Annotated in this window: 21 protein-coding genes and 1 tRNA gene; 14 read left to right on the plus strand and 8 right to left on the minus strand. The window is 63.5% G+C overall.

Annotation, left to right across the window (positions count from 1 at the left end; all coding sequences use genetic code 11):
• From ACFVAV_RS30685 to ACFVAV_RS30725, 9 genes are all read left to right on the plus strand, one after another.
• Positions 1 to 383, plus strand: a 383-nt coding sequence (locus ACFVAV_RS30685; RefSeq protein WP_379039072.1) for a biotin/lipoyl-containing protein, incomplete at its 5' end; no start/stop codon positions are given.
• Complete coding sequence (locus ACFVAV_RS30690) at positions 380 to 1,366, plus strand: methylenetetrahydrofolate reductase (RefSeq protein ID WP_379039073.1); 987 nt, start codon at positions 380 to 382, stop codon at positions 1,364 to 1,366. The genes ACFVAV_RS30685 and ACFVAV_RS30690, both read left to right, overlap by 4 nt.
• Positions 1,367 to 1,433: 67 nt before the next feature.
• Positions 1,434 to 2,012, plus strand: a complete 579-nt coding sequence (locus tag ACFVAV_RS30695) for a hypothetical protein (RefSeq protein ID WP_379039074.1) — start codon at positions 1,434 to 1,436, stop codon at positions 2,010 to 2,012.
• 542 nt (positions 2,013 to 2,554) lie between these two features.
• A complete protein-coding gene (locus ACFVAV_RS30700) occupies positions 2,555 to 2,950 on the plus strand; it encodes a hypothetical protein (protein ID WP_379039075.1) in 396 nt (131 codons plus the stop codon).
• Between the two features lie 5 nt (positions 2,951 to 2,955).
• A complete protein-coding gene (locus ACFVAV_RS30705) occupies positions 2,956 to 3,156 on the plus strand; it encodes a methyltransferase family protein (RefSeq protein ID WP_379039146.1) in 201 nt (66 codons plus the stop codon).
• Positions 3,157 to 3,278: 122 nt separating this feature from the next.
• A tRNA-Pro gene (locus ACFVAV_RS30710) sits at positions 3,279 to 3,352 on the plus strand.
• A gap of 916 nt (positions 3,353 to 4,268) precedes the next feature.
• Entirely contained in the window at positions 4,269 to 5,138 is an 870-nt protein-coding gene (locus ACFVAV_RS30715; RefSeq protein WP_379039076.1) for a DUF2510 domain-containing protein, read from the plus strand.
• Positions 5,135 to 5,749: a thermonuclease family protein gene (locus ACFVAV_RS30720; protein ID WP_379039077.1), complete on the plus strand. Its 615-nt coding sequence runs from the start codon at positions 5,135 to 5,137 to the stop codon at positions 5,747 to 5,749. Before ACFVAV_RS30715 ends, ACFVAV_RS30720 begins: the two co-directional genes overlap by 4 nt.
• Positions 5,650 to 6,096 (plus strand): hypothetical protein, encoded by a 447-nt coding sequence (locus ACFVAV_RS30725; RefSeq protein WP_379039147.1) that lies wholly within the window; start codon positions 5,650 to 5,652, stop codon positions 6,094 to 6,096. Before ACFVAV_RS30720 ends, ACFVAV_RS30725 begins: the two co-directional genes overlap by 100 nt.
• A 332-nt stretch (positions 6,097 to 6,428) precedes the next feature.
• On the opposite strand, the gene ACFVAV_RS30730 is transcribed toward ACFVAV_RS30725, so the two are convergent.
• The 5 genes from ACFVAV_RS30730 to ACFVAV_RS30750 all read right to left on the minus strand — a co-directional run bounded on the left by ACFVAV_RS30730 (position 6,429) and on the right by ACFVAV_RS30750 (position 12,473).
• Complete coding sequence (locus ACFVAV_RS30730; RefSeq protein ID WP_379039078.1) at positions 6,429 to 7,925, minus strand: tyrosine-type recombinase/integrase; 1,497 nt, start codon at positions 7,923 to 7,925, stop codon at positions 6,429 to 6,431.
• Between the two features lie 431 nt (positions 7,926 to 8,356).
• Positions 8,357 to 9,241 (minus strand): hypothetical protein, encoded by an 885-nt coding sequence (locus tag ACFVAV_RS30735; protein ID WP_379039079.1) that lies wholly within the window; start codon positions 9,239 to 9,241, stop codon positions 8,357 to 8,359.
• A gap of 387 nt (positions 9,242 to 9,628) precedes the next feature.
• Positions 9,629 to 10,909 (minus strand): tyrosine recombinase XerC, encoded by a 1,281-nt coding sequence (gene xerC, locus ACFVAV_RS30740; protein ID WP_379039080.1) that lies wholly within the window; start codon positions 10,907 to 10,909, stop codon positions 9,629 to 9,631.
• A 161-nt stretch (positions 10,910 to 11,070) separates the two neighbouring features.
• Positions 11,071 to 11,334, minus strand: a complete 264-nt coding sequence (locus ACFVAV_RS30745; RefSeq protein ID WP_379039148.1) for a helix-turn-helix domain-containing protein — start codon at positions 11,332 to 11,334, stop codon at positions 11,071 to 11,073.
• Positions 11,335 to 11,774: 440 nt separating this feature from the next.
• Positions 11,775 to 12,473 (minus strand): hypothetical protein, encoded by a 699-nt coding sequence (locus ACFVAV_RS30750; protein WP_379039081.1) that lies wholly within the window; start codon positions 12,471 to 12,473, stop codon positions 11,775 to 11,777.
• Between the two features lie 240 nt (positions 12,474 to 12,713).
• Here ACFVAV_RS30750 and ACFVAV_RS30755 point away from each other — a divergent pair, with 240 nt between their 5' ends.
• The 3 genes from ACFVAV_RS30755 to ACFVAV_RS30765 all read left to right on the plus strand — a co-directional run bounded on the left by ACFVAV_RS30755 (position 12,714) and on the right by ACFVAV_RS30765 (position 16,586).
• The gene (locus tag ACFVAV_RS30755; protein WP_379039082.1) at positions 12,714 to 12,986 is read left to right on the plus strand and encodes a hypothetical protein; all 273 of its coding nucleotides are present in this window, start codon (positions 12,714 to 12,716) and stop codon (positions 12,984 to 12,986) included.
• Between the two features lie 505 nt (positions 12,987 to 13,491).
• Positions 13,492 to 14,190 carry a hypothetical protein gene (locus ACFVAV_RS30760; RefSeq protein ID WP_379039083.1) on the plus strand — a complete coding sequence of 233 codons (699 nt, stop codon included), beginning with the start codon at positions 13,492 to 13,494 and terminating at the stop codon, positions 14,188 to 14,190.
• A gap of 689 nt (positions 14,191 to 14,879) precedes the next feature.
• Positions 14,880 to 16,586 carry a M12 family metallopeptidase gene (locus ACFVAV_RS30765; RefSeq protein ID WP_379039084.1) on the plus strand — a complete coding sequence of 569 codons (1,707 nt, stop codon included), beginning with the start codon at positions 14,880 to 14,882 and terminating at the stop codon, positions 16,584 to 16,586.
• 186 nt (positions 16,587 to 16,772) lie between these two features.
• On the opposite strand, the gene ACFVAV_RS30770 is transcribed toward ACFVAV_RS30765, so the two are convergent.
• On the minus strand, positions 16,773 to 17,081 hold the full coding sequence (locus ACFVAV_RS30770; RefSeq protein WP_379039085.1) for a hypothetical protein: 309 nt from the start codon (positions 17,079 to 17,081) through the stop codon (positions 16,773 to 16,775).
• A 153-nt stretch (positions 17,082 to 17,234) separates the two neighbouring features.
• On the opposite strand from ACFVAV_RS30770, the gene ACFVAV_RS30775 reads away from it, so the two are divergent.
• Together ACFVAV_RS30775 and ACFVAV_RS30780 are read left to right on the plus strand one after the other, a co-directional pair.
• Complete coding sequence (locus tag ACFVAV_RS30775; protein WP_379039086.1) at positions 17,235 to 17,546, plus strand: transposase; 312 nt, start codon at positions 17,235 to 17,237, stop codon at positions 17,544 to 17,546.
• Positions 17,547 to 17,551: 5 nt separating this feature from the next.
• Positions 17,552 to 18,400: an IS3 family transposase gene (locus ACFVAV_RS30780; protein WP_379039149.1), complete on the plus strand. Its 849-nt coding sequence runs from the start codon at positions 17,552 to 17,554 to the stop codon at positions 18,398 to 18,400.
• 129 nt (positions 18,401 to 18,529) lie between these two features.
• On the opposite strand, the gene ACFVAV_RS30785 is transcribed toward ACFVAV_RS30780, so the two are convergent.
• The gene (locus ACFVAV_RS30785) at positions 18,530 to 19,897 is read right to left on the minus strand and encodes an MFS transporter (protein ID WP_379039087.1); all 1,368 of its coding nucleotides are present in this window, start codon (positions 19,895 to 19,897) and stop codon (positions 18,530 to 18,532) included.
• A gap of 338 nt (positions 19,898 to 20,235) precedes the next feature.
• Positions 20,236 to 21,357, minus strand: a complete 1,122-nt coding sequence (locus tag ACFVAV_RS30790; RefSeq protein ID WP_379039088.1) for a VOC family protein — start codon at positions 21,355 to 21,357, stop codon at positions 20,236 to 20,238.
• Between the last annotated feature and the right edge of the window lie 20 nt (positions 21,358 to 21,377).

Genomic DNA, 21,377 nt, shown 5'->3' on the forward strand with positions numbered 1-21,377 from the left:
AGGGTGTGACCCTGCTCATCGGGCTGGAAGCGATCTCCGAGCCGGACGAGAAGGGTATGCGGACGGTGATGTGCATCATGAACGGGCAGCTGCGCCCGATCGCGGTGCGTGACCGGTCGATCGCTTCGGAGGTTCCGGCTGCGGAGAAGGCGGACAAGAACAACCCGGGCCACATCGCTGCACCCTTCGCCGGCGTCGTGACTCTGCTTGTCTCCGAAGGAGATTCGGTTGCGATGGGTGACACGATAGGCACGATCGAGGCGATGAAGATGGAAGCGGCCATCACCGCGTCTCATGGCGGTATCGTGGGGCGAATCGCCGTGGCGAAGGTGCAGCAGGTCGAGGGCGGCGACCTACTAGTGGAACTGGGGGAGAGTCGATGACAGGTGCTGGACGACCCGCGACGAACGGGCAGCCGACCCCATTGATCTCCCGAACTCCGTCGGTCGCGCAGAGTCTGCGGACCCACGCGGGTCGGGGTGTGCCGTTCTCGGTCGAGTTCAATCCGCCGCGTGATGCCGCCGGCGAGGCGAGGCTGTGGCGGACGGTGCGCGAATTCGAGCGCATGCACCCGGCTTTCGTGTCGATGACCTACGGCGCGGGCGGGTCGACCAAGGACCGCACCGTACGGATCACCGGCGCGCTGGCGCAGGAGACGACCCTGCTGCCGGTGGCGCACCTCACCGCCGTCGGGCACAGCGTCGCGGAGTTGCGTGCACTGATCGGCTCCTACGCCGATTCCGGCATCCGCAACGTGCTCGTGCTGCGCGGCGACCCGCCGGGTGATCCGCTCGGTGAGTGGCGCAAGCATCCCGAGGGCGTCGAGTACGCCGAGGAACTGGTGCGCATCGTGCGTGACCTCGGCGACTTCCATGTCGGCGTGGCCTCGTTCCCGCAGGGCCATCACCGCTCGCCCGACCTCGACCACGACACCCGCCACCTCGTCGCGAAACTGCGTGCGGGCGCCGAGTATTCGATCACGCAGATGTTCTTCGACGTCGAGCACTATCTGCGGCTGCGAGACCGAGCCATCGCGCTCGACCCGATCGAAGGCGCGAAGCCGATCATCCCCGAGCTCATGCCGATCACCTCGCTGCGCACCGTGCAGCGCGCGGAAGAACTGAGCGGCCGGTCGCTGCCGAATCGGATAATGGAACGCCTGCGCCGCGCCGCGGGGGACGGGCCGGAGGAGAACCGCGCCGCGGTGCGTGCCGAGGGGATCGACATCGCGACGGAGATGACCCGACGCCTGATCGACGAGGGAGCTCCCTGCCTGCACTTCATCACCCTGAACTTCGCGAAGGCGACCAGCGAAGTCCTCGGCAACCTCGGCTACGGAGTGACGGCGGCGCCGATCAGCGCGTGAAGCACGCGGCTCGGCACCGCTACGATCGGGACGGTAGGTCATCGGGCCGTGTCGGGGAGGACGCGCAGTGATTCTGACCGACCGCATCGCACGCGGTATCGCCACCGGCGAGGTTTCGACGGTGTTCCGGCGCTGGACCGCACCCAGAGTTCGTGTCGGCAGCACACTGCGCACCAGCGCCGGGATCGTCGAGATAGTCCGCGTCGACCGGATCGAACCGCACGATATCTCGGACGACGATGCGCACCGCGCAGGACAGCCTGATGCCGAAGCCGTGAAAGCGGCGCTGCGTGGCGCCGCGCGAGACCCGGTCTTCCGGATCGAGGTCCGCTACGCCGGACCCGACGAACGGGTGGCGTTGCGCAGCGATGCGGACCTGTCCCCGGAGGGCATCGCCGAGATCGCCGCGGCACTGGCACGGCTGGACAAGGCGAGTCGCCGAGGTCCATGGACGGATGCGGTCCTCGTTGCCGTGGCGGGGCATCCCGGTCGTCGCGCGGCCGAACTGGCGGAGCTTCTCGGCAGAGACAAGGATTCGTTGAAGCTCGATGTGCGAAAGCTCGAGAACCTCGGACTGACCCGCAGCCTGGAGATCGGCTACGAGATCTCACCGCGCGGCGCGGCCTACTTGCGCGCCATCCAGTAATTCGGATGGTGCGGGCCCAGCCCTGATCCGCCCGGGTGAACTCCACCCGCAGAAGCCTTCTCGGAATGTCTGCGCGCCGCCGACACTTGATCAGCGGATTCAGGCCCGATCGTGATTGTTGTGGCATGGAGGAACTGTCATGGCGAGCTCGCAACGATCACCCCACCAGAACCGGTACCACGGTCAGCAGCACACCGTGACCGTTCCGGCACCCCCTCGCGTCACCGTGTTCGACCCATCCGGCGCCCACATCAGGGTCGGTTGTCATGTGCGAAGTACCGCCACGGGTCGTCTCGCCTGCCCGGGTGGACCAGTTCCCGGCCGGTGACGGTCTGCTTGTCGCCGCCTGGCGCGGTCCACCCGCTGAAGTGGATCGCAAGCGAGCAGCTCGAGCCCCATCCCGTGTCCACCGACCGGGCGATCACGGCCGGCAGCTGCCGTCGGTGCCCGCGATCACGACCATCTCACCGTCTGCGACTTCAGCGCCGGCGACCACCGTCGCCGAGTAAGCCGTCCAGCCGGAAGAGAGTGCAGGTGCGGGGATGGCGGTAGTCGCACTGATCCTGATCGGCATGTGGTTGCTGACGGTCGTCGGTGTGCGCACGGTCCTCCAGATCCGCCGCACGAGCGAGGCCGGGCTGCGGGTTCGTGACCGGTCCGGGACCGCCCAGTGGTGGGCCAAGGCGGTGTCCACCGTCGGATTTCTCGCGTTCCTCGCCGCACCGATCGCTGAACTCGCTGGGCTCGAACCATTTCCGATGCTCGATTCGATCCCGCTGCGCGTCGCGGGTGCGGTACTGGCCGTCGCCGGTATCACCGCCACCTTCCTCGCTCAGCTCGCCATGGGCGCCTCGTGGCGAGTGGATGTCGATCCGGACGTGCGCACGGCGCGCTGGTCACTGCCGGCCCGCTCCGGTGGGTCCGAAATCCCGTGCTGAGTGGGGTGGCGGCCACCTTCCTGGGTCTGGCCCTACTGGTCCCCAACCCGCTCGCACTCGGCGGGCTGGCAACCTCGTTGGCTGCCATCGAGATTCAGGTCCGATGCGTCGAAGAGCCCTACCTGCACCGCGTCCACGGCGACCAGTACGCAGACTACGCCGCCCGCACAGGACGATTCCTCCCTGTGCGCGGACGACACTCGTAAGCGGTCGTTGCCACCGTCTTCGACGCCCATCAGACCCACAGAAATAGCCATCTACCAGCCGATTAGTACCTTCGCGGAATGGTGCGGTAATCTTTTCGAGCACCCGGCAACGGGGGCAAGAACGGGCTGTGGCGCAGCTTGGTAGCGCACCTGACTGGGGGTCAGGTGGTCGCAGGTTCAAATCCTGTCAGCCCGACAGTGAAAACCCCCTCTGACCTGGGTCGGAGGGGGTTTCGCTTTTTCGGAGATTTGACGTTTTTCGGCCAAATCCCACAGAAACCCCACGTTTTTGAACTTCACGGTCTGCCAAGACGCGGGAGTAAGCCACCCTCGCGGCGCCCGTCGGCGAGTTCAGCGGGACTCGCTTTCACCCTCACGCGGAGGGGTTCCATGAGTCCACCGCCTCGGTCGGCCCGCCCCGATGTTGGAGCGTATGGCGGGAACCGGACGGCTGATTCTCGCGGCGGCAACCGGCGAGCAAGAGGCGTGGGGGACCCACACCTAGGATATGGACTGCTCAGTTATCACCTGCTGCGGGCACCTATGGGCGCAGCGGCAGGGGGCCGCGAGCAGGTTCGCTTGTATGACCTTCTGGCATTCGTCACCCGGGATGTCAAGGCGAAGGCGTCCGGGACCCGTTGCTGCCGAACAGGATAAGGCTGCGAGGGCAGGTAGACGGGGCGCTGGCGTGGCCTGTCTTCACCGGCACTCGGCCCTTGAGTCGACTCAGTTTCCGTCATCCGTTCTTGCTCCGGTCAGCCGTGAGCTCTCTAGCCTGCGCTGTCACGGACTCCCAGCGGTGGTGCTCGACGCTTGGGCAGCATGCATCGACAAGCTAAATGACCTCCAGATCGACACCGTCAACCTAGGTCGCCTTCTTACCGGAGGGTACGTCCTGGCGACCGCACCCACCTCGTCAGGAAAGACCCGGGATTCGAGCCAGTTCTTCGATCAGTTGGGCGCAAGCCGACCAAAGCCTGAGTAACAAATTGGCTTTGTACTGCGATTTTGCAGTTGTATACCGAGCGAGGTGAGCGACCGGTGGACGACCAGGAAACGAAGGCGGCGGGCAGACTGGTGCCGCTGGGCCCCCGACCTCGAGGGCAAACCCGGTGGAGGTGCAACCGAGCCCGGGCCGACCCGGACAGAGCTCGCGGACACCGCTCGAGCGGCCGATCACCGTCAAAGGCCACAACGGCACCGTCACCTTTGATGGCTGGTGGATCGAAATACAACGCACCGGTGGCCTTGCAAGGATCGCGGCGAAGATCAACGCCTTAGAGTCGAAGTGTTTCCCGATCAGCCGTGTCGAGCAAGTCGTGTGGAAGCGCCCGTCGATGCTGGTCAATGGGTATCTGGAATTCGTGGTCGGTGGCGAACGTTTCCACGGCAAGATCACGGCGGCCGGGGCCAATCCCTACGCTGTTCTGGCGACAAAGCAGATGGCCAAAGGTTTCGAGCCGTTGTATGCTGCACTGTTGGAAGCGCTCGCCGACAGCCGCACCATCGGGGCCGCACCGGTTCGGCACACCTCGCACGAGTCCGCGAAGGCGGTCTCAGTATCTGTTGCTGCACTGGCGAGCTGGTACCCGGACCCCGCTAACCCGGAGGTCCTGCGCTGGTGGGATGGTCGGGCGTGGACCGAACACATCACTGCCACCGCGAGCGACAGACCCGGCACCGAGAAAGTCCGCGGTACTGAGCGTGCGGGGACCGGTAGACGTGTCGAGCATGTGCCTCGTCGGCACCTGACTAGGTTCGCGTGGGCCGGTCTGGCCCTGGGAACCTTGTTCGCATCCGCCGCCGCCGTCGACGCCGAGATCGGGATTTTCGTGCTGTTCGGTGTCTTGGCTGGGTGGTGCGGCTGGTGGCTCATCCGTCGCGATCGCGACCAAGACCGAGCCCAGCAGGAATCCATCGGGGCGCCAGCCGATCGACACGGTCGGCAACCACTTCCGAACAGGCCGAGGAAAGTCCGATGACGAGCACCGCGAAGACGGTCGTCGCTGTCGCGGGTGTGGCCGCGCTGGCAGGTATCGGCATCGGGCTAGTCCCGGACCAGGAGCGTTCCTCGGTTTCCGACAGAACCAGCTCAGCGCAGGTCACGACCGTCACCCCAGCGGCACCGTTCACCTCACCCACAGTCGAATCCGACGATGTGAGCACCACCGTCGGACAGCCGAACGAAGGTATTGCCATCGCACCGACGGGGGTGCCGGCCGACGCGCAGCAGGCCGTGGTCCGGCGCATTGTCGATGGCGACACACTTGCGGTAGCCGGAGTGACAGCGGGCGTGGCATTGGCCTCCACCAGCACGGTCGACGTTCGGCTGCTCGAGATCAACGCGCCGGAGACAAAGGATCCGAACACGCCGGTCCAGTGTTTCGGCTCGGAAGCGACCGCGGAACTCACTCGCCTCGCACCGGTCGGGTCAACGGTGTGGGTTCAACGCGATCAGGAGTTGCGTGATGGTACGGCCGCTACTTGCTGTACATGTGGGATCCCCGAGGCGAGTTCGTCAACCTGTCTCTGGTGCAGTCCGGTCATGCCGAGGCTGTCCTGTACCAACCCAACGACAAACACTGGTCGATGATCAGCGCTGCGGAGCCGACCGCGCGAGCAACGAACGCCGGAGGGTGGGGGACATGCCCGGGTTTCGGAGAGCGTGCACAGGAGATGGTGACCACTCAGCCGCCGACACCCGCCCCGCAGAATGCGCCGCCACCGCCACCGCCACCGCCACCGACGACGCCGCTGCCACAGCCGCTACCGCCACCGAAGCCTTCTTCGCAGCCACCTGCGCAGACTGGTCTTCAGAATCAGCGAATGGGCCCCGATACCGACTGCAGCGACTATCCCGGGCCTGTCGTTGTTGAGCCCGGAGATCCGCATCGGCTCGACAGGGATGGCGATGGCATCGGATGCGACGCCAACGGCTAGAAAATCGGCCGTGACCAGGTCGCCGAATGGAGGACGACTCCTGGATCGTGCCGACCACTCGGCCGAGTGTTTCCACCAGGTGATGCACTCGGCAGGCGCAGCCGGGGAACTATTTGCGCAGGCAACGCGGCATGGATTTCCTCGACCAGGCGGGCGCCCGTGCGGGGTGAGTGTTTGGTAGCGATCGCGGTGAGTTTGCGTCGACCCGCGGCCCTGATGACTTCGGGGCCGCCGCAGCCTGCTGGCCGCCGGCCGTGCTGCTCGGCGTTGGCTTGTCGTGGTCGAACTCGAACCTCGCACCGAGAAGGTCAGGGGTTCAATTCCCCTTAGCTTCACAGTCTGTGCAGGTCAGTCCGAGTTTCTGCTGCTCTTTGGCGACCCCGGTTCACCGGGCGGGGTTCGAAAGCGTCGCGATCAGGCGATGCTGACGAGTGACGGTGGGCGTTGCCGACAAGTTGCGGTCGAGTCTTTCCGGTTGAGCAGGCGGAGGATCGTCGTTTCCGCCTTGCGGTCGCAGAAATTCCGAGCCGAAGCATGCCACTCGCTGATGCAGTCTGGCTTCGGCCGGTCACTGCGCGGTTGAGAACGTCGGCCGCCGCCCTGTGCGGGTGCCCCCGCGCCATATAGAAGCGTTGGGCCATCGTGGGATCGGCATGGCCGAGGACGTCTGCGGTGACGCGGGCTGATATGCCGGCGTCGTCGAGGATTGTGGCCACGGCGTGCCGGAAGCTGTGCGGGGTGATGGTGTCAGGGAGGCCGAGAGCTTCCCGGACGCGCTGCCAACTGTGGCCGACGTTCTGCGGGTCGCGCAAAGTCCATGACGTTGACGGGAACACCAGGTCTGGTTGCTCGATTTCGGGATCTGGAGGCGATGTCAGGCGTCGGGCCGCCAAGGCCGCTTTGCGGCGTTCGAGGATTTCCATGGCGAACTCGGGCAGCGCGATCGTGCCGGTGTGGTTCTTCGGGTCGTCCGTCTTGGCGATACGGAGGAGTCCTTTGCCTGGGATGCGGACCAGCTTTCCGGTGGGGTGCAGCGTCTGAGCAGTAACGTCGATGTCGGTCCATACCAACCCGAGCATCTGGGATCGGCGCAGTCCGGTGGCGGCGTACAGGGCCATCATGTCGGCGAGGTCGGTTCGTTCGCAGTACTCGGCCACCGTCGGCGGGTCCGAGGTGCCCGGGGTGCCGCGTTCGCGTTCGGCCTTCGATGGTGTGCGTGGGCACGGAGCCTGCGAGGTCCGCACGGCCGAGAGGATGAAGCGCAGTTCGTCGATGGTCAGGTTGGCTGCTCCGCCGGTACGGCCTTTGGGCTCGATGTTCTTCGGTGTTTGTGCTTCGCGGACCGGGTTGACCTCGAGTGGGCCTGTGCGGACGGCGTAGCGGAACATCCCGGACAGCACGGTGCGCCCAGTTCGTATGTTCGAGGGGCCTCTGGCGTGGCCGACCTCGGTCAGGAAACTCTCGATGGCCGCGGTGGTGACTTCCAGTAGTTGTCGGCCACCGAACACAGCGTCGAACAGTTTGGCGACGTGGTCGTAGCGGGCGATGGTGCCTTGCGTGCGGCCCTGGGTGATGAGGTAATCGCGGTAACGTGCCCACAGTTGCGCGACCGTCGTCGTGGCGGACAGTTCTCCGTCGTGGTCGGCGGTGATGGCGATGGCAGCTGCCAGGACGGCGTCGAGGGCTCGCTGGCCGGTGCGGTCGGGGATGAGGTGGCCGCGGGAGTCGAGTTTGAGCGGGGAGGTTCGTGCGACCTCGCGCCGTCTGCCCGAGGGATCGCGCACGGACACGCGTGCCTTCCAATGACCCGTTGCCAGCTCGGTGAGCATGGCCTTGCCCGGCACCCCGAGGGGACGCGGTGGTCGCCCGCGCCTCATCGGGGCGGACCGGACGGTAGTAGTCGAGTGAGGCAACCGTGGTGCCGAGTGCGTATCCGTCTCAACGGAATCCCCTTTCGGTTGTTGCGCCGAGATCCGGTTTCAACCTTGGGGGCGATGATGGTCGGCGGGATCGGAGAGGGGGACCACGCACGTACTGGTTTCCGATGGATGGCTCGGCGCGCAGATCCTGCTGGTTGGCGAAGCCATCGAGGACGACCGCTGACGGCGCTGAGCGAGTTGTCGCAGCGGCGTGGTGGTGTCGCGACGTGGCATCGCACATTTGTGCTTGGACGATCAATCGCGTTGACACTTCCAGGAAACCGCAATTCACCGGACTGCGCCACCATCTGGGCTGTCAAGAAGGTGAGGCTGTCATGGCGTCATCGCTGGCGTGGACCGGGGTGGGGAAACGGCTCGAACAGGCCGTCGACGCTCTCGGCAAACATCGTCGTCTTACCGACGTCGGTGAAGAAGTCTCGGAAGTCGTGGTCCTCGTACAGGTCGTCTCTGAGCTGGTTGAACTGGTAGTCGTAGTCGCTCGGCGGCAGATCGTTGATGCTCGGCGACATCACCCCTTCCTCGGTCATGGTCTCCTGGGCGAATTGCAGCATCATCCACAACGCGATCTCTTCGGCGTTGCAGCGCGGCTCCGGTACCTCACCGTGCTCAAGGTCATCAACCAATGCGTCGACGCACTCGATGAACTTGTCCCGAAATGGCTTACCGTGCCCCCGCAGCCTGGGTGGCAAGCATTCGTCGCCGAGTTCGTCGATTCCGTCCGAGAGGACGGCGCCTTCCGTGCGTAGTGCCTCGGCTGTCCGAGGCGTAATCGGACGCGAATGAAACGCCAAGTCGTAGTCAGGATGGTCGCTGTTGTAGTCGGCGGACTGGTCGACTCCGCCAGTTGGGCCGATGGGGAACCTCATCACACCGCAGATAGACGGCCGGGACAGCGCGTGGAGGTAACGGCCCTGATCGGCGTAGATGCTGGTGGTGATCGCTTCGGCGATCTTGTTCACTTGAGAGCGCACCGGCGCGGGGGCTGTCACGAGAGCCTCGTCCACGAACTGCGGTGCAAGCTCCGTACCGGTCAAGAGCTCGTTGAGTGCATCGGCCAACCGGACTGCCTGCCAACGCGTTTCGAATGTAGCGATGGCATGCAGGTCATCCCAGCTGCCTCGTCTTTGATTGATTGCGAAAACGCGATGTTTCGATGGTATCGACTGTGGCAGGAACAGTCGGTAGGGGTTGTGTTGATCGGTCATTGCGGATACTCCTGTCGAATTCGGCGTATGCGCGGCCGTCGAACGACTCGGGCCCAATGGTTTGTGCCTGTCGTTGGCGTCGCATGCCTTGAAGGTGGATCCGCACTGGTTACCGCGGTTCGTCCGCCGGTCCCGTAGTGGGTGATTCCACGGTAGCACGGGATTGCATACTCCCTCTGAGAGTTTGGGAGAGGCAAGGATTGATGGGGGAGCGAATTCAGCAAGGTCGGTGCGGAGGGGTCTACGTCCACGCGCCGCAGATAGCATCAAGTAATGTAGACATGCGAATGAAAACATGTGTGTGCGCAGGTCCTGCACGCAGCGAATTCGGCGTCACTCACATCGCCAGCCTCATCCAGCCAAAGGCCTGCTCCGGAAGCTGAGTTCCTACTCCACGGGTTCGTTCTGGGGGTTCTGGTCGCCGCGGGCCCAGCGTTCGAGGACGTCACGGTTGTCCGGCACGGTTTCGGGTCGGTCGATGTAGTGCGTCTTGGCCACGATGGTCGTGTTGCCGAGTTGACGGGCCGCCCGTTCAGGACTTTCGTACGCGTGATCGACTGCGGTCGCGACGCCTTTTCGGAAGGTTCGTGGGGTGACCCAGTCGTAGTCGGAACCGCGTGCGGCGCGCCAAATCCTGCCGAAGTTGTTGGGGTTTCGGACTGACCCGTTGCGCGCGGGAAACAGCATGCCGAGCGGGTTGGGACGGTCGCTGACCTTCAGGTCCAGGATCGCTTCTTCGATCGCTTCGACGGTGTGCGCGGGCAGAAGTATCCTGCGCCAGCCGTTTTCGGATTTCGGTACGGGCTTGCGGACCCAGCCGCCGGTGCCTTCTCCTTTGACTTCGATGAGCGTCCCGGTGATATCGAGATAGGGTTCGTCTGCTTCGAGGTCGATGTCCTCGAGAAGTAGGGCGAAGACTTCGTGGGGGCGGATTCCGGTGCCGGTGATGACGTCGACGACCCACACCATGGTCCAATCCCGGGGTGGTCCGCTGACATAGGCGGGGGTGCCAGGGATCTCCTCGCCTCGTGCCCATGCGCGCACTTGGGCGCGAAAAGCGGGCAGCGCTGTCATATCTGCGACTTTTCCGCGCGCTGCCCGTTTGGTTTTGCGGAACGAGGAGACGCCCGCGACGGGGTTGTTCGTCGCGGCACCGTGGCGGACGGCGATCTGCATCATCGCCCGCAGGATGATTTTGTGCTGTTTGGCCTTACGGCGAAACCCGTGGGCCAGTAGCCGTTTGAGGTGGCGATCGAGCTCGCCGGCGGTTGCCTGCCAGATCTGTAGACGGCCCAGGGTGTTCTCGATCTTGATGGTTTTCGGGTTCGCTCGTCTGTCACGGGAAACGAAGATCTCGCGGCGGTAGTCCTCGACCAAGCCAGGGCTACAGGCTTCGTCGGCTTCCATCTCGGCGAGTAGTTCCTCGGCCAGGGTGAGCAGGGTAGTGGTGCGTGTGATTCGCTGTTCGCCGGTGTCCTCGCGGAAGTCGCGTATCGCTTCAGCGAGGCGGTTTCGTGCCTCGCCAGCCGTGGGGCCGGTGCGTTCGATGTACTGGATACCCCAGGCGCCGTAGTAGCGGGCGGTGGTGCGCCAGGTGCCGTTACGTTGTTTGCGTGGCGGCGTGGGTCGGCCGAAGGTGCCAACCGGATGGGGGACTCGCCCGGCCATGATTACCTTCCTTGAACTCGGACGCAGTGATCGGGCCAGCACGAGCCGCACGCGCAGCACCGTCTCGATGGACGTGCTACGTGCGTGACAGGTCCGCGGACACGGTGATGAGGCGGTTGCACAGCTGAGGGATGCACGGAATTCGCCGCAACCGGCCGGGGCTATTGACTGCCGCCGCCGTCGGCGAAACGTTGGTCCTCCCAGGCGCGGACGTCACCGAGTCGGTAGCGCCGGTAGCGCCCCATGCGGGCATAGCGAGGCCCGCGACCGGAGCCGGCCCATGCCGCGAGGGTCTTGACGGGGATTTTGAGGCGGGCGGCGAGTTCAGCAGTGCTGAGCCATGTTTCGTCGCCAGGAGCCGTGAAAGGACGAGAGCTGCTCGAACCGTCGCGTCGAGCCGACGGTGAGGAACCGGAAGAAGACATGACACACCAATTTTCGTCGGTGATCAATGGCTCTTCCTACCTCAGTATAGACGGCGAAGGGAAGGACGTATGTCGGGTTGGCGTGGAACTGGTCGACGCGACAGTTTTGTGTCAGTCGGCCACGGGTGACGAGCATCGTCGTCGGGAACTGACCCGTGACCGTCCGATACCCGCCCGCCACGTCTACACTGTGAAACGCCAACCATTAGCTTGCATCAAGCCTGTGTGCGGCCGATTACCCAATCACGAACGCCCCGAGCTCATTGCTGCGAGCTCGGGGCGTTCGGCGTTGCGCGGCTGGAGGGCTGGACCAGGGAGGGGATCAGCGAATCGGGTACACATGCCGGGCCCGACGGGAGGCCTGGCCGCCGATAAGTACTCCGGAGGCCAGATTGGCATCGCGTCTAATCGACGCCATCGGAGGCGCGGTGTGCGTGGTGTCAGCCGAGGAGTTTGTACAGGCGGACCAGCTCGGTGGCGGTTGCCTTGGCGTTGTCGCAGCCGCCACCGGTGGTGTTGATCCGGATCAGCTCGATGTCGATGTCGGGGCCGGTGATTCGCTCTCGTTTGGTCCGTCGTTGAGCATCGATACCGACCATCAGCTCGCAACTCGCCGAGTACCGGCCGGTCCCGGCCAGATACTTGGCCGGGAAGCCGTCGATCTCGGTCAGCTCGTCACCGCTCATTCCCTTCCCGATGTGGGAGTCGGTGGCGCGCAGGAACGCGATCTGCTGCTGGGTGGATTCGTCGCTGCGGTCGAGCCGGAACCAGCATCCCCAGGGATTGAGTCCGCCGGCGTCGAGGTCGGGATGGCCTTGGCCGAGTGTTTGCAGCACATCACACGCGTCGAGTCGCGACAGCCGGGTGTCGACGTGTGCGTTGGTCGATCCGGCGCGCGACGGTCGGACCCCGAGCAGCGGGATCGATGCTGTGGCGATGTCGATGGCTTCGGGACACAGGTCGGCGCGGGGCGCGAGCGGGGCGGTGAATACCCGGATTGCGACGGCCTGCTGATCATCGAACTGCAGATGGGCGCTGCAGAACTCGCCGCCGGCATCGGCGACTCGGATGGTGGTGCCGTTGACATCGACCGGTGTACCGAACCCCGGTTGGTTGCGGGTGATCGGCTTACGGAACACCGAGCCGACTGGAGTCGGAGCGTTTGCGGGGTTCCCAGAGTTTGGTCGTGAGGAGTTGTTCTGGTACCTCACACTTGGTCTCCGACAGCAGGTTGGAAGTGGAAACGCGCAGGATTTCACCTGCGACCAGGGATTTTGCTTGTAGCCTTGATCCACATGACAGGCAGACCGATTGGGGAGAACTCAGCTCAGGGAAGCACGGTGCCACCGAGGCGGGGACGGCACTCGTGGAGAATCTTCTTGCCAGCCATTGTCGCGGTAACCGTGACCGTTTCTGTCGCGGGCGTATTCCTTCTGTCTTGTTCGTCTGACGAGTCGCTGAAGCCACCCCCAATCTGGGAGTCCCATGCCGAACGGCCGCCCAACCCCCCATTCACCAATATCGGCGATCAGGCGCGGGCGCTGGTCGCCGCGGCGGTGATCTGGCATGCACCGCAGTCGATGGATGTAAAGAGCACGCAGCGGATCGGACTCGAAATTGGCGACAGCCACACTCTCGGCGCCAAAATATGAGAACTGCTACCGGGCGCATCACCAATCAGTGGTGGCACCGTCAAAGTCGGACCAGCCGTTTGCGTCAGGCTACTAGTGGACCCGTCCAGGCGGAAGCCACGCCGTCTGACGCGGTCAGCGCGTCGACCGGCAGCGAATTCAAGATGTTGTGGGCATGGTTCTTTACCCCCAAACACCCGACATCAGCGTTGCAGCTGACCGCACACCTAGAAGTTCCCCTTAGTGACAGACATGTCGTCAGCGAAGACATCCCGCTGACGATCCGTGTGCACCGCACCGGGATCGATCTATACCGCAGAACAAATCTTTACCCACTGGGCGACATTGTTGGGGATTGCTGTCGTTGCGGCCGGAGCAGTCGGTTGGATCCTGCGGCGACGATCGGCGAAAAACAAGCCGACTTGAGCAGTGCCGCCACGGCGACATTCGGGACACACCTTAGTCCGGTCGAAACCGGGGCCGGGGTCGCCGACAGAACTAGCCTGCGCGGTGCGAGGATCGCCGCATGGCTGCACCACAGGGAGGTCTGAGCATGGTTTCCCCATCGTCCTTCGACCCAACTAGAGTCGAAGCGACTACAGAGAACCCGGAGTATACGGCGCGGATGCGCTGGCTGAGCGGCATGATCGCCGCCATATCGGCTGGTGCAGGAGTGGCGGCGGTATTCATGACGGAGAACCAGGCCGGTACAGCAGCATTGCTGGCGATCGGCGCATACTTCGCGATCACCACCCTGCTCGGCCGCTTTCCCAGGCTGAAGTTGGGTGAGAACGAAATCGACCCGTCTGAATTCAGGGCGATTAAGAAAACAGTCGTGGCGACGACGACCGGACTGGCCGAAACGAAGGATCAGCTGCAAGAAGCGAGAGCCCAGGCCGACGAGAAGATCGAGCAGATCGAAAGCGAGGTCAGCGACTTGAACGAGCGCGTCGCCCGCGCTTTCTTGTCGTCGATGTCGGAACCGATGTGGCAGAATCTGGCAAAACTGGGCGAGGGGAACTTCGGCCACTATGTGATGAGCAAAGGATTGGATAGGGAACTCCGATACCTGCGAGATATCGGATACATCGACGTTCAGTCGGTGGCGCAGATACCTGAAGAAGGAGACAGCTTGTCCGATTGGGTCAGCGTCACGAAGACAGGGCGCGACTTCATAGCCTTGCGAAAGGAAATCGCCCGAGCAGATGCGCGCTCGAACTGCTGAACTATCCAGAACTCTGGTAAGTGCGGCGTGCGCTGGCCCGCCTCACCCACAGCCGCACCACGCACCATCGCAGCCTTATTACCGGCAGTCTCGGGCCGACCGTGTCAACGGCTGGGTTGCCTACGAAATCTGGCCAGGGACGCGACCTATCTCTGCTCGTGTTGCTCGTGTCACTGGCCCCCCACCAGCGGGCATGACAGGGGCAAGCTACAACGCTGTCGAGGCCGGATTCGGGGTGGCTCCGGACCGTCCGTGAAACAATCGAGTAGTCCACTACTCAAGACACCAAAGAGGCGCGCGGCCAGGCTTGGGTTACGGGACAAGCCCCGATGACGCCGAAGTTCGTTGATCGTCGGTAGTTCGCTCAGTGTCTATCGAGGGAGATAGAAATGCCTATCGATGCGGCCCCGATTTCGGTTCGAGGACCTACTTCCTCAATTGAGGCCGCTACATCCGTGCCGCGTTCGGCCGGAGACGTCGACCCATATCCGCGTCGGCAAGATCGCGGTCGAGCCGGTATCCCGCCGCAAGGGCGACCCGTGAAACTCCAACTTCAGGACATGGTGGCTCAAGAACGGAGCCGCGGTCTGCGAGAAATTGCAGGACGGTAGGCGCGGGAGGTCTTCCCGCGATGACAACTCGTCACGGAACGGTGTGGATACTTTCTGTGACCGGCATGGAGGTGTGTCGTGGCATATGGCGTCAAGAACCGACTTTGGAAAACCGCAACTATACCGTACGAGATCAACAGCGATGACTTTCCGCCGGGTTCCCAGATGCGAGTGGTCATCGACCAAGCGATCGACCATTGGAACAGCAGGACAGTGATGCGGTTCGTCCCTCGGGCGAACGAGACCGATTACGTCGTGTTCGACGATCACGGGTCGTGTTTCTCGGAGATCGGCCGTGTTGGTGGTCGCCAGTCCATCAGTTGTACCGCCAACAACTCCGCCGGCAATATCGGTGGACTGCTCCACGAGATGGGTCACGCGGTCGGGTTTATTCACGAGCACCAACGTCCAGACCGCAGTAGCCACGTGACAGTCGGTGCTTCAACCGATGGAAACTGCACCATCGCCAATGGTGGCTGGTTTCTGACCGACTATGACTGCGAGTCGGTCATGCACTACCCACTGCCGACCGATTGTGGCGGCATGACTCCCAAGGCTGGCTGCACCCTAAAGCCGCGGCAACGGCTCAGTGGCCGCGATGTGTGGGGCGCTAGCGTCCTTTATATTTTCCCCTTGGAAGCGGTGGTCGTATGGGAAGACGATTCAGATGGTAACGGTCTATTCGAAATTCACGCAGCGGGCACCGCTGCACCCCACGGCCGACAATATTTCGGACCGATCACGGTCAATCAGAGCGCCAGAGGTCAACAAAAGACTCCCGAAGTTGGCATGGGGGGGTTTGGGGAGATGGTGTTCGTCTGGGCAGACGACACGGACGGCAACGGCTTTTACCAGATTGTGATGAAAGCCTTCGGTCACGGCCGTCAGACCATCTCCGAGCGGACAGTCAATGTCGACTCCACCGGCCAGCAGGTCAACCCGCATGTCGCGGTCGCCGGAAAATCTATTGTGGTCGTTTGGCAAGACGACAGCGACAGCGCAGGTAGTTACCGGATCAAAGTGCGCGGCTTCGATAGCTCGGGAAACCAGACCATTCCGCAGCGCACGGTGAGCACCTTCATAACACGTCAGACGAAGCCACGGGTCGCCGCAGCCGCTGACGGGTCGTTCGTCGTCGTATGGGAGTCAGATCCTGACGGAAACGGCAACGCCGACCTCAGAATGGCCGGCTTTGGCTCGGATGGAACCACACGCTGGGGCGAAAAGACCGTACACAAGGGCGGTGCTGGCGGACAACACCGGCAAGCGCAGATCGCGATGCGTCCGACCGGCGACTTTGCCGTAGTCTGGGCAGACGACACAGATGGAAACGGCCACTACCAGATCCACATGCGCGGCTTCAAAGCCGACGGATCACAGCAGTTCCCCGAAACGGCGGTTAACCTGAATGCGGCTGGTCAGCAGATCGAGCCCGACATAGCGGTTAACGACTCAAGGGTTGTTGTGGTCTGGGCCGACGATGCTGACCGGAACGGCAAATTTGAGATCATGATGCGCGGTTTCAATTGGACCGGCGTCGAACGTCTTGCCGAAACTACGGTGAATACCGATTCAACTGGCCAGCAGCGCCGCCCGCGAATCGGGATCGATCAGACAAGAAACATCACGGTTGCCTGGACCGACGATCCCGAAAGCGACGGTAGCACGGACATTCTTGTGCGGGGCCTTGATCTAAAGGGAGCGGAAAGATTCGCTACCCGACACGTTGCTGGCATCCCGGGCCGCCGGCACAGCCGTCCCAGCATCGCGAGCTGGGGGTTTTGACTCCCCTGATCACGGTCATCTTGTGCGTACTATCGGGGGCCGTGAGCCTGCTGTTAAACAGGCATTGCGGGCTCGACGAAGCCGAAAAGCGCCCCTGGCGTGGATACACGGCAGAGGGGTGAGGTCGCGACCGGCAACGATCGGGTCGCGACCTCACCCTCTTCGCCGGACCCGAGACCGGCTCGGCTACCTCACCGCGTGGATCTGGTGTCGGCCCATGCTGTCGGCGGCCAGCAACTCCCACACCGCGGCTCGCTCGGCCGCGATGTCGACAGGTTCACCGGCGAGGCTGTCGAACAGCGCCTGCGTCGACCATCGGTGCAGGGTTCCGTAGCGGGCGGAGTACAGCGCGACGGTGTGGATGGCGAACTGGTCGGTGGTGTCGAACAAGGTGTAGCCGATGGTCTGGCGGATGTCGGCCAGCGACAGCGCATCCGAGCGTATACCGGTGCGCGCGTTGGCCGTGCCCAGCCGGGTTTTCAGCTCGATCAGCACACCGTCGACGATGAGATCTGCATCAGCCCCGCAATGCACGGACGTGGCGAACGTCGGCTGACGGGACCCCGTGGGTCGGTCCACCTGATCTGGCCCCCGCACAGGGAGCCGCGGGTTTGAGAGTTGAGGCAGACTGACCCGCAGGAGGTCACGATGCCGAAATTCTTTCCACCGTCGGTGCGCCGGAAGGTGTGTGCTCGGCTGCGAGCCGGCGAGCCTGTCGCTGAGGTGGCAGCTGAGACAGGGATTTCGCCTGCCACGTTGTTCCGTTGGAAGGCGCAGGTTCTCGTCGATGCAGGAGTCCGAGAAGGCGTTCCAAGTGTGGAGGCCGACGAGTTGGCCTCAGCGAAGAAGCGAATCGCCGCGCTGGAAGCCGAATTGAAACTCACCCGCGACGCCTGCGAACTGTTCGATGCGCAGGCGGTGGTCTCCCCAAAAGGCGGATCGCGGTCGTCGAAGGGCTGATCGCGCTGGGATATTCGGGGCGGTCGGCCTGCCGGGTTGCCGGTGTCAACAGATCCACCTTCTTGCGACACCGGCGGCAGCCATTGTCTACCAGGAGAATTCGCAGGATCGTCGTCGCTGAGATATCCCGGATTCATGCCCAGTCGCGCGGAACCTACGGCAAACGCCGGATCAAGGCCGCGTTGCTGGCCGAGTGCGAGATGATCGTCAACCACAAACTAGTGGCCTCGATCATGTCCGAACGCGGGCTCTTCGGCCTGCCGAAACGAAAACGTCACGGTCACCCGATGCTCGAAGTGAGCACCCCCGCGGACCTGGTGAACCGAGCCTTCACCGCCGCCCGCCCCAACGAGCTGTGGTGTACAGACATCACCGAACATCCCGCCAGGAACGGAAAGGTCTATTGCTGCGCTGTGCTGGACTGCTACAGCAAGAAGATCGTCGGACGAGCCTTCTCCACTATCGCTGACACCGTCCTGGTCAACAACGCGGTGAACATGGCTATGGCAGAACGCGCCACCACCACAGGCTTGATCCTGCATGCCGATCACGGAACGCAATTCACCTCATGGTCGTTCGGTGAAAACCTCCCGCGGCATCGGGTACTGCCGTCGTTCGGAACTGTCGGCGACTGCTTCGATAACGCAGCGATGGAGTCGTTCTGGGGCCGGATGCAAACCGAACTCCTCAACACCAGGAAATGGTCGACAACCCTCGAGTTGACCATTGCGATGGCCGACTGGATCGACAACTTCTACAACAACGAACGCCGCCACTCCTACCTCGGCCACCTCAGCCCCAGCGAGTATGAGACGCTGTGGCTCGACACCCAGCCAACCCCTCAACTCTCGTAAGAGCGGACCAACCACCGGGGGCCAGATCAGCCGGACCGAGGTCATGGGGTCAGGTCAGCCGTTGTGGTCTATCCAGGCCGCTGTGTTAGATGACTTCCGCAGGCTGGGTGCTGTGCAGACGGCCCGGCGTCAACCTAAGGTCTGCCCATCCTCGGCTGGTGCATAGCGCCTCAGCAAGCTTAGGGCCGTGATAACGCTGACCAAGGAGATGGCTGAGTAACCGAGCGCGATGCCCCACTGTGCGCTTCGTGGCTGACTGACCGTGTCGCCTGCGGTCGATGATACGAATCCACTGGCAGCAAGAACGAAGCTGTAGATGCCGGCACCAGCAGCGCTTCCGATGGTCTCGCCAGCCGACCACATCCCTCCAAGAACCCCCGCACGGCGATGACCGGACTCATTCGCGTCGGCGGCCAACGTGTCGGCGAGCATGGCTTGCGGCAGGATCTGTGCCCCGGCGAAGCCGACACCGGCGACCAGGACGGCCGCGCAGGTGACCTCAAACCTGACCGAGTGTTCCACGTTAGGTAGCGCGGCCACTACGAGTGCGCCTGCGCCGAAGATCGAAAGTGCCACGGTCAGGCAGGATTCCTTGCCGTACACCGCCGCAGCGCGACGCCATGCTGGCATTGTCAGCAACATCGGCCCTATCGCACAGAGGAACAGCGGCGCGAGCGCGCTGTCCGATCCAAGTATCTGCTCGGACAGGTATGGCAGACCGGCCAGCGTGACGGACATGACCACCTCGATAAGCACGAACACCCCCAGCAGGGTGCGAAACGGTCGGTTCCGACGGACCGTGCTCAGCGACTCGCGTAGCGATCCAGCCTGTAGCGACGGGGTCACCGCCGCTGCGTGGGTGGATTGACGAGCGCTGTAGATCGCGCCGCACGCGCCTGTAAAGATCAAGCCGCTCATGGCGAAGGCCATCACTTGGTATTCGTCACGTTCGCCACCATCTGCCGCAGCGAACGACGAGGCCATCCCCGCGACCACAATCATCGCCACACCCAGCCAGGCCGTGCGCCACGCCATCATCGACGTGCGTTCCTCGGAACTCGCCCCGAGTTCGGCGGGCAGAACGCTGTAGGGGATCACGAAGGCAGAAAAACCGAGTCCCGTCACCGCCAGTGCAGCGCCTACCCACCACGCAGCGCCATTGCCGCTGACAGGGGAGTGGAAGATGGATACGAAACCCAGGGGGAGCACCACCAGTCCCGCGATCATCCAAGGTCTACGAGGCCCCAGGCGTGACACAGTCGAGTCGGATAATCTCCCGATGATGGGGTTGTAGACCAGGTCGAGCAACTTGGGTAGGAAGACGACGAATCCTGCCAGCGCGGCAGTGACGCCAAGAATGTTGGTCAGGTAGTACAAGAGGACCAGGCCAGGCACCATGGCATAAGTTGCAGTTGCCAGGGATCCGAGGCCGTAAGCCAGACGAGCGTGCGTCGAGAGCGCGAACCCCTGCCGGGGGCTATCGGCGGTCAGCGTCACAGTCTGCCCTCCTAGGGGCGCCCGTCCAACGGAGCAGGCATCGGTCCGAATTTGTCGTGGTAGGCGATGGCGGGAACGCCGCTCGTGCAGCCATCAGATTGATGCTCGGTTGCGGCGTTCTCGATGCGTACGTTTGCGCGGTGAAGGACGTGTTCTCGAACCGGATCGTGGGCTACTCGATCGACTCGAGGATGAAAGCTCGCCTCGCCGTCGAGGTTCTGGGCTCGGCTGCGGCGCGACACCGCATACGGGAATACATCGCACTGGCTAGGGTTCGATCGGATCCAGGATCGGCGACTGCTGTTCGGTCGTGTCGAGCTGGGAGTGCTGGGTGTGCCTCATCGGGGGAGCATTGCCTTCATCATGGCGACCAGACGGGACGCGCTGATCTCGTTGTCCTCGCGGAGCGCGGCAATGATATTGCGGAGAAGTTCGGGAGAAGGCTTGGCGCCGAGGAAATCTCGTGTGGCCGGAGGTCCCCACTGTGCCAGTCCGGTCGCCGACATCGGCGCCCATCCGGTGGGCACGGTGGCGTCGAACAGGTCGCCATCGGAGAAGTGCTCGACCATTAGATGGTCCGGGTCTCGCCAGTAGTCGAACAATTGGCTGCCCTGAATGTGCCTGCCAATCCCCCACGCTCGCTGGTAGCCGTGGTCTGCGAGGTATTGGCCGCCGGCCGCCATGGCGTCGAGATCGCTGACCTGGTAGGCGGAATGCACGTAGCCACCGGAGGGGCCGAGGAACATCGCCAGGGTGTGATGGTCGGCCGGGTCGCTGCCGCGGTCACAACGGAGGAACGCCATGATTGGTCCACGATCGCGTTGGCTGTCGAGGAATAGGAAGTCGCTGACGATCATGCCGAGGGTGTCGAGGTACCAGTCGAGCGATTTGTTGAAGGTGCGGGTCTCCAATACGAGGTGGCCCAGCCGCTGAACGCGAGCTGGTTCACGCAGCGGGCGCTGGGTGGCGTTGATGCGGGTGGGATGGGTCCCGAAGTTCAATGCGAGTGGTTGCTGATCGGGCAGGGCGGGCAACTGTTCGACACCGTGCACGATTCGAACCGGGACGCCGTTCGGGTCTCGTAGCGAGACGACGCGACCACCGCCGGGCTGGCGCAGGGGAGTCGGTAGAGTCCCAGTCCGCCGGGCGAGCCGTTCGAAGTCGCCCGCGTCGGCCGCGTGGAAGGCGGGGCCGACGAAACGAGACGCGGGTCCTTTGCGGATGACCAGACTGTGGGTGCCAGGAAACGTGCCACGCAGGTACAGGGACTGCGTGGTGCGCTCGACGGTGGCGAGTCCGAAGGCGTGAGCAAATCGTTCGGCCTGGTCGAGGTCGGGTTTCTCGAATTCCAGCCACGCGAGATCTGCGACCTTGACGACCGGGTTGCTGACTCGTCCGGGCCGCTCGCCTCGCAATGCTCCCTCGTCGCTGTGCAGATCTTGATGTGCCGTCTTCGTCATCGTGGGTATACCGGCCCGTC

The organism is Nocardia sp. NPDC057663 (genome assembly GCF_042799895.1).
Lineage (GTDB): Bacteria > Actinomycetota > Actinomycetes > Mycobacteriales > Mycobacteriaceae > Nocardia.

What these genes read in the sequence shown, in the direction of transcription:
- ACFVAV_RS30700 (WP_379039075.1), top strand. Translation starts at nt 2,555, where the DNA reads ATGGCGGTAGTCGCACTGATCCTGATCGGCATGTGGTTGCTGACGGTC.
- ACFVAV_RS30690 (WP_379039073.1), top strand. Translation starts at nt 380, where the DNA reads ATGACAGGTGCTGGACGACCCGCGACGAACGGGCAGCCGACCCCATTG.
- ACFVAV_RS30725 (WP_379039147.1), top strand. Translation starts at nt 5,650, where the DNA reads ATGTGGGATCCCCGAGGCGAGTTCGTCAACCTGTCTCTGGTGCAGTCC.
- ACFVAV_RS30790 (WP_379039088.1), bottom strand. Translation starts at nt 21,357, where the DNA reads ATGACGAAGACGGCACATCAAGATCTGCACAGCGACGAGGGAGCATTG.
- ACFVAV_RS30735 (WP_379039079.1), bottom strand. Translation starts at nt 9,241, where the DNA reads ATGACCGATCAACACAACCCCTACCGACTGTTCCTGCCACAGTCGATA.
- ACFVAV_RS30730 (WP_379039078.1), bottom strand. Translation starts at nt 7,925, where the DNA reads ATGCTCACCGAGCTGGCAACGGGTCATTGGAAGGCACGCGTGTCCGTG.
- ACFVAV_RS30745 (WP_379039148.1), bottom strand. Translation starts at nt 11,334, where the DNA reads ATGTCTTCTTCCGGTTCCTCACCGTCGGCTCGACGCGACGGTTCGAGC.
- xerC (WP_379039080.1), bottom strand. Translation starts at nt 10,909, where the DNA reads ATGGCCGGGCGAGTCCCCCATCCGGTTGGCACCTTCGGCCGACCCACG.
- ACFVAV_RS30760 (WP_379039083.1), top strand. Translation starts at nt 13,492, where the DNA reads ATGGCTGCACCACAGGGAGGTCTGAGCATGGTTTCCCCATCGTCCTTC.
- ACFVAV_RS30720 (WP_379039077.1), top strand. Translation starts at nt 5,135, where the DNA reads ATGACGAGCACCGCGAAGACGGTCGTCGCTGTCGCGGGTGTGGCCGCG.
- ACFVAV_RS30775 (WP_379039086.1), top strand. Translation starts at nt 17,235, where the DNA reads ATGCCGAAATTCTTTCCACCGTCGGTGCGCCGGAAGGTGTGTGCTCGG.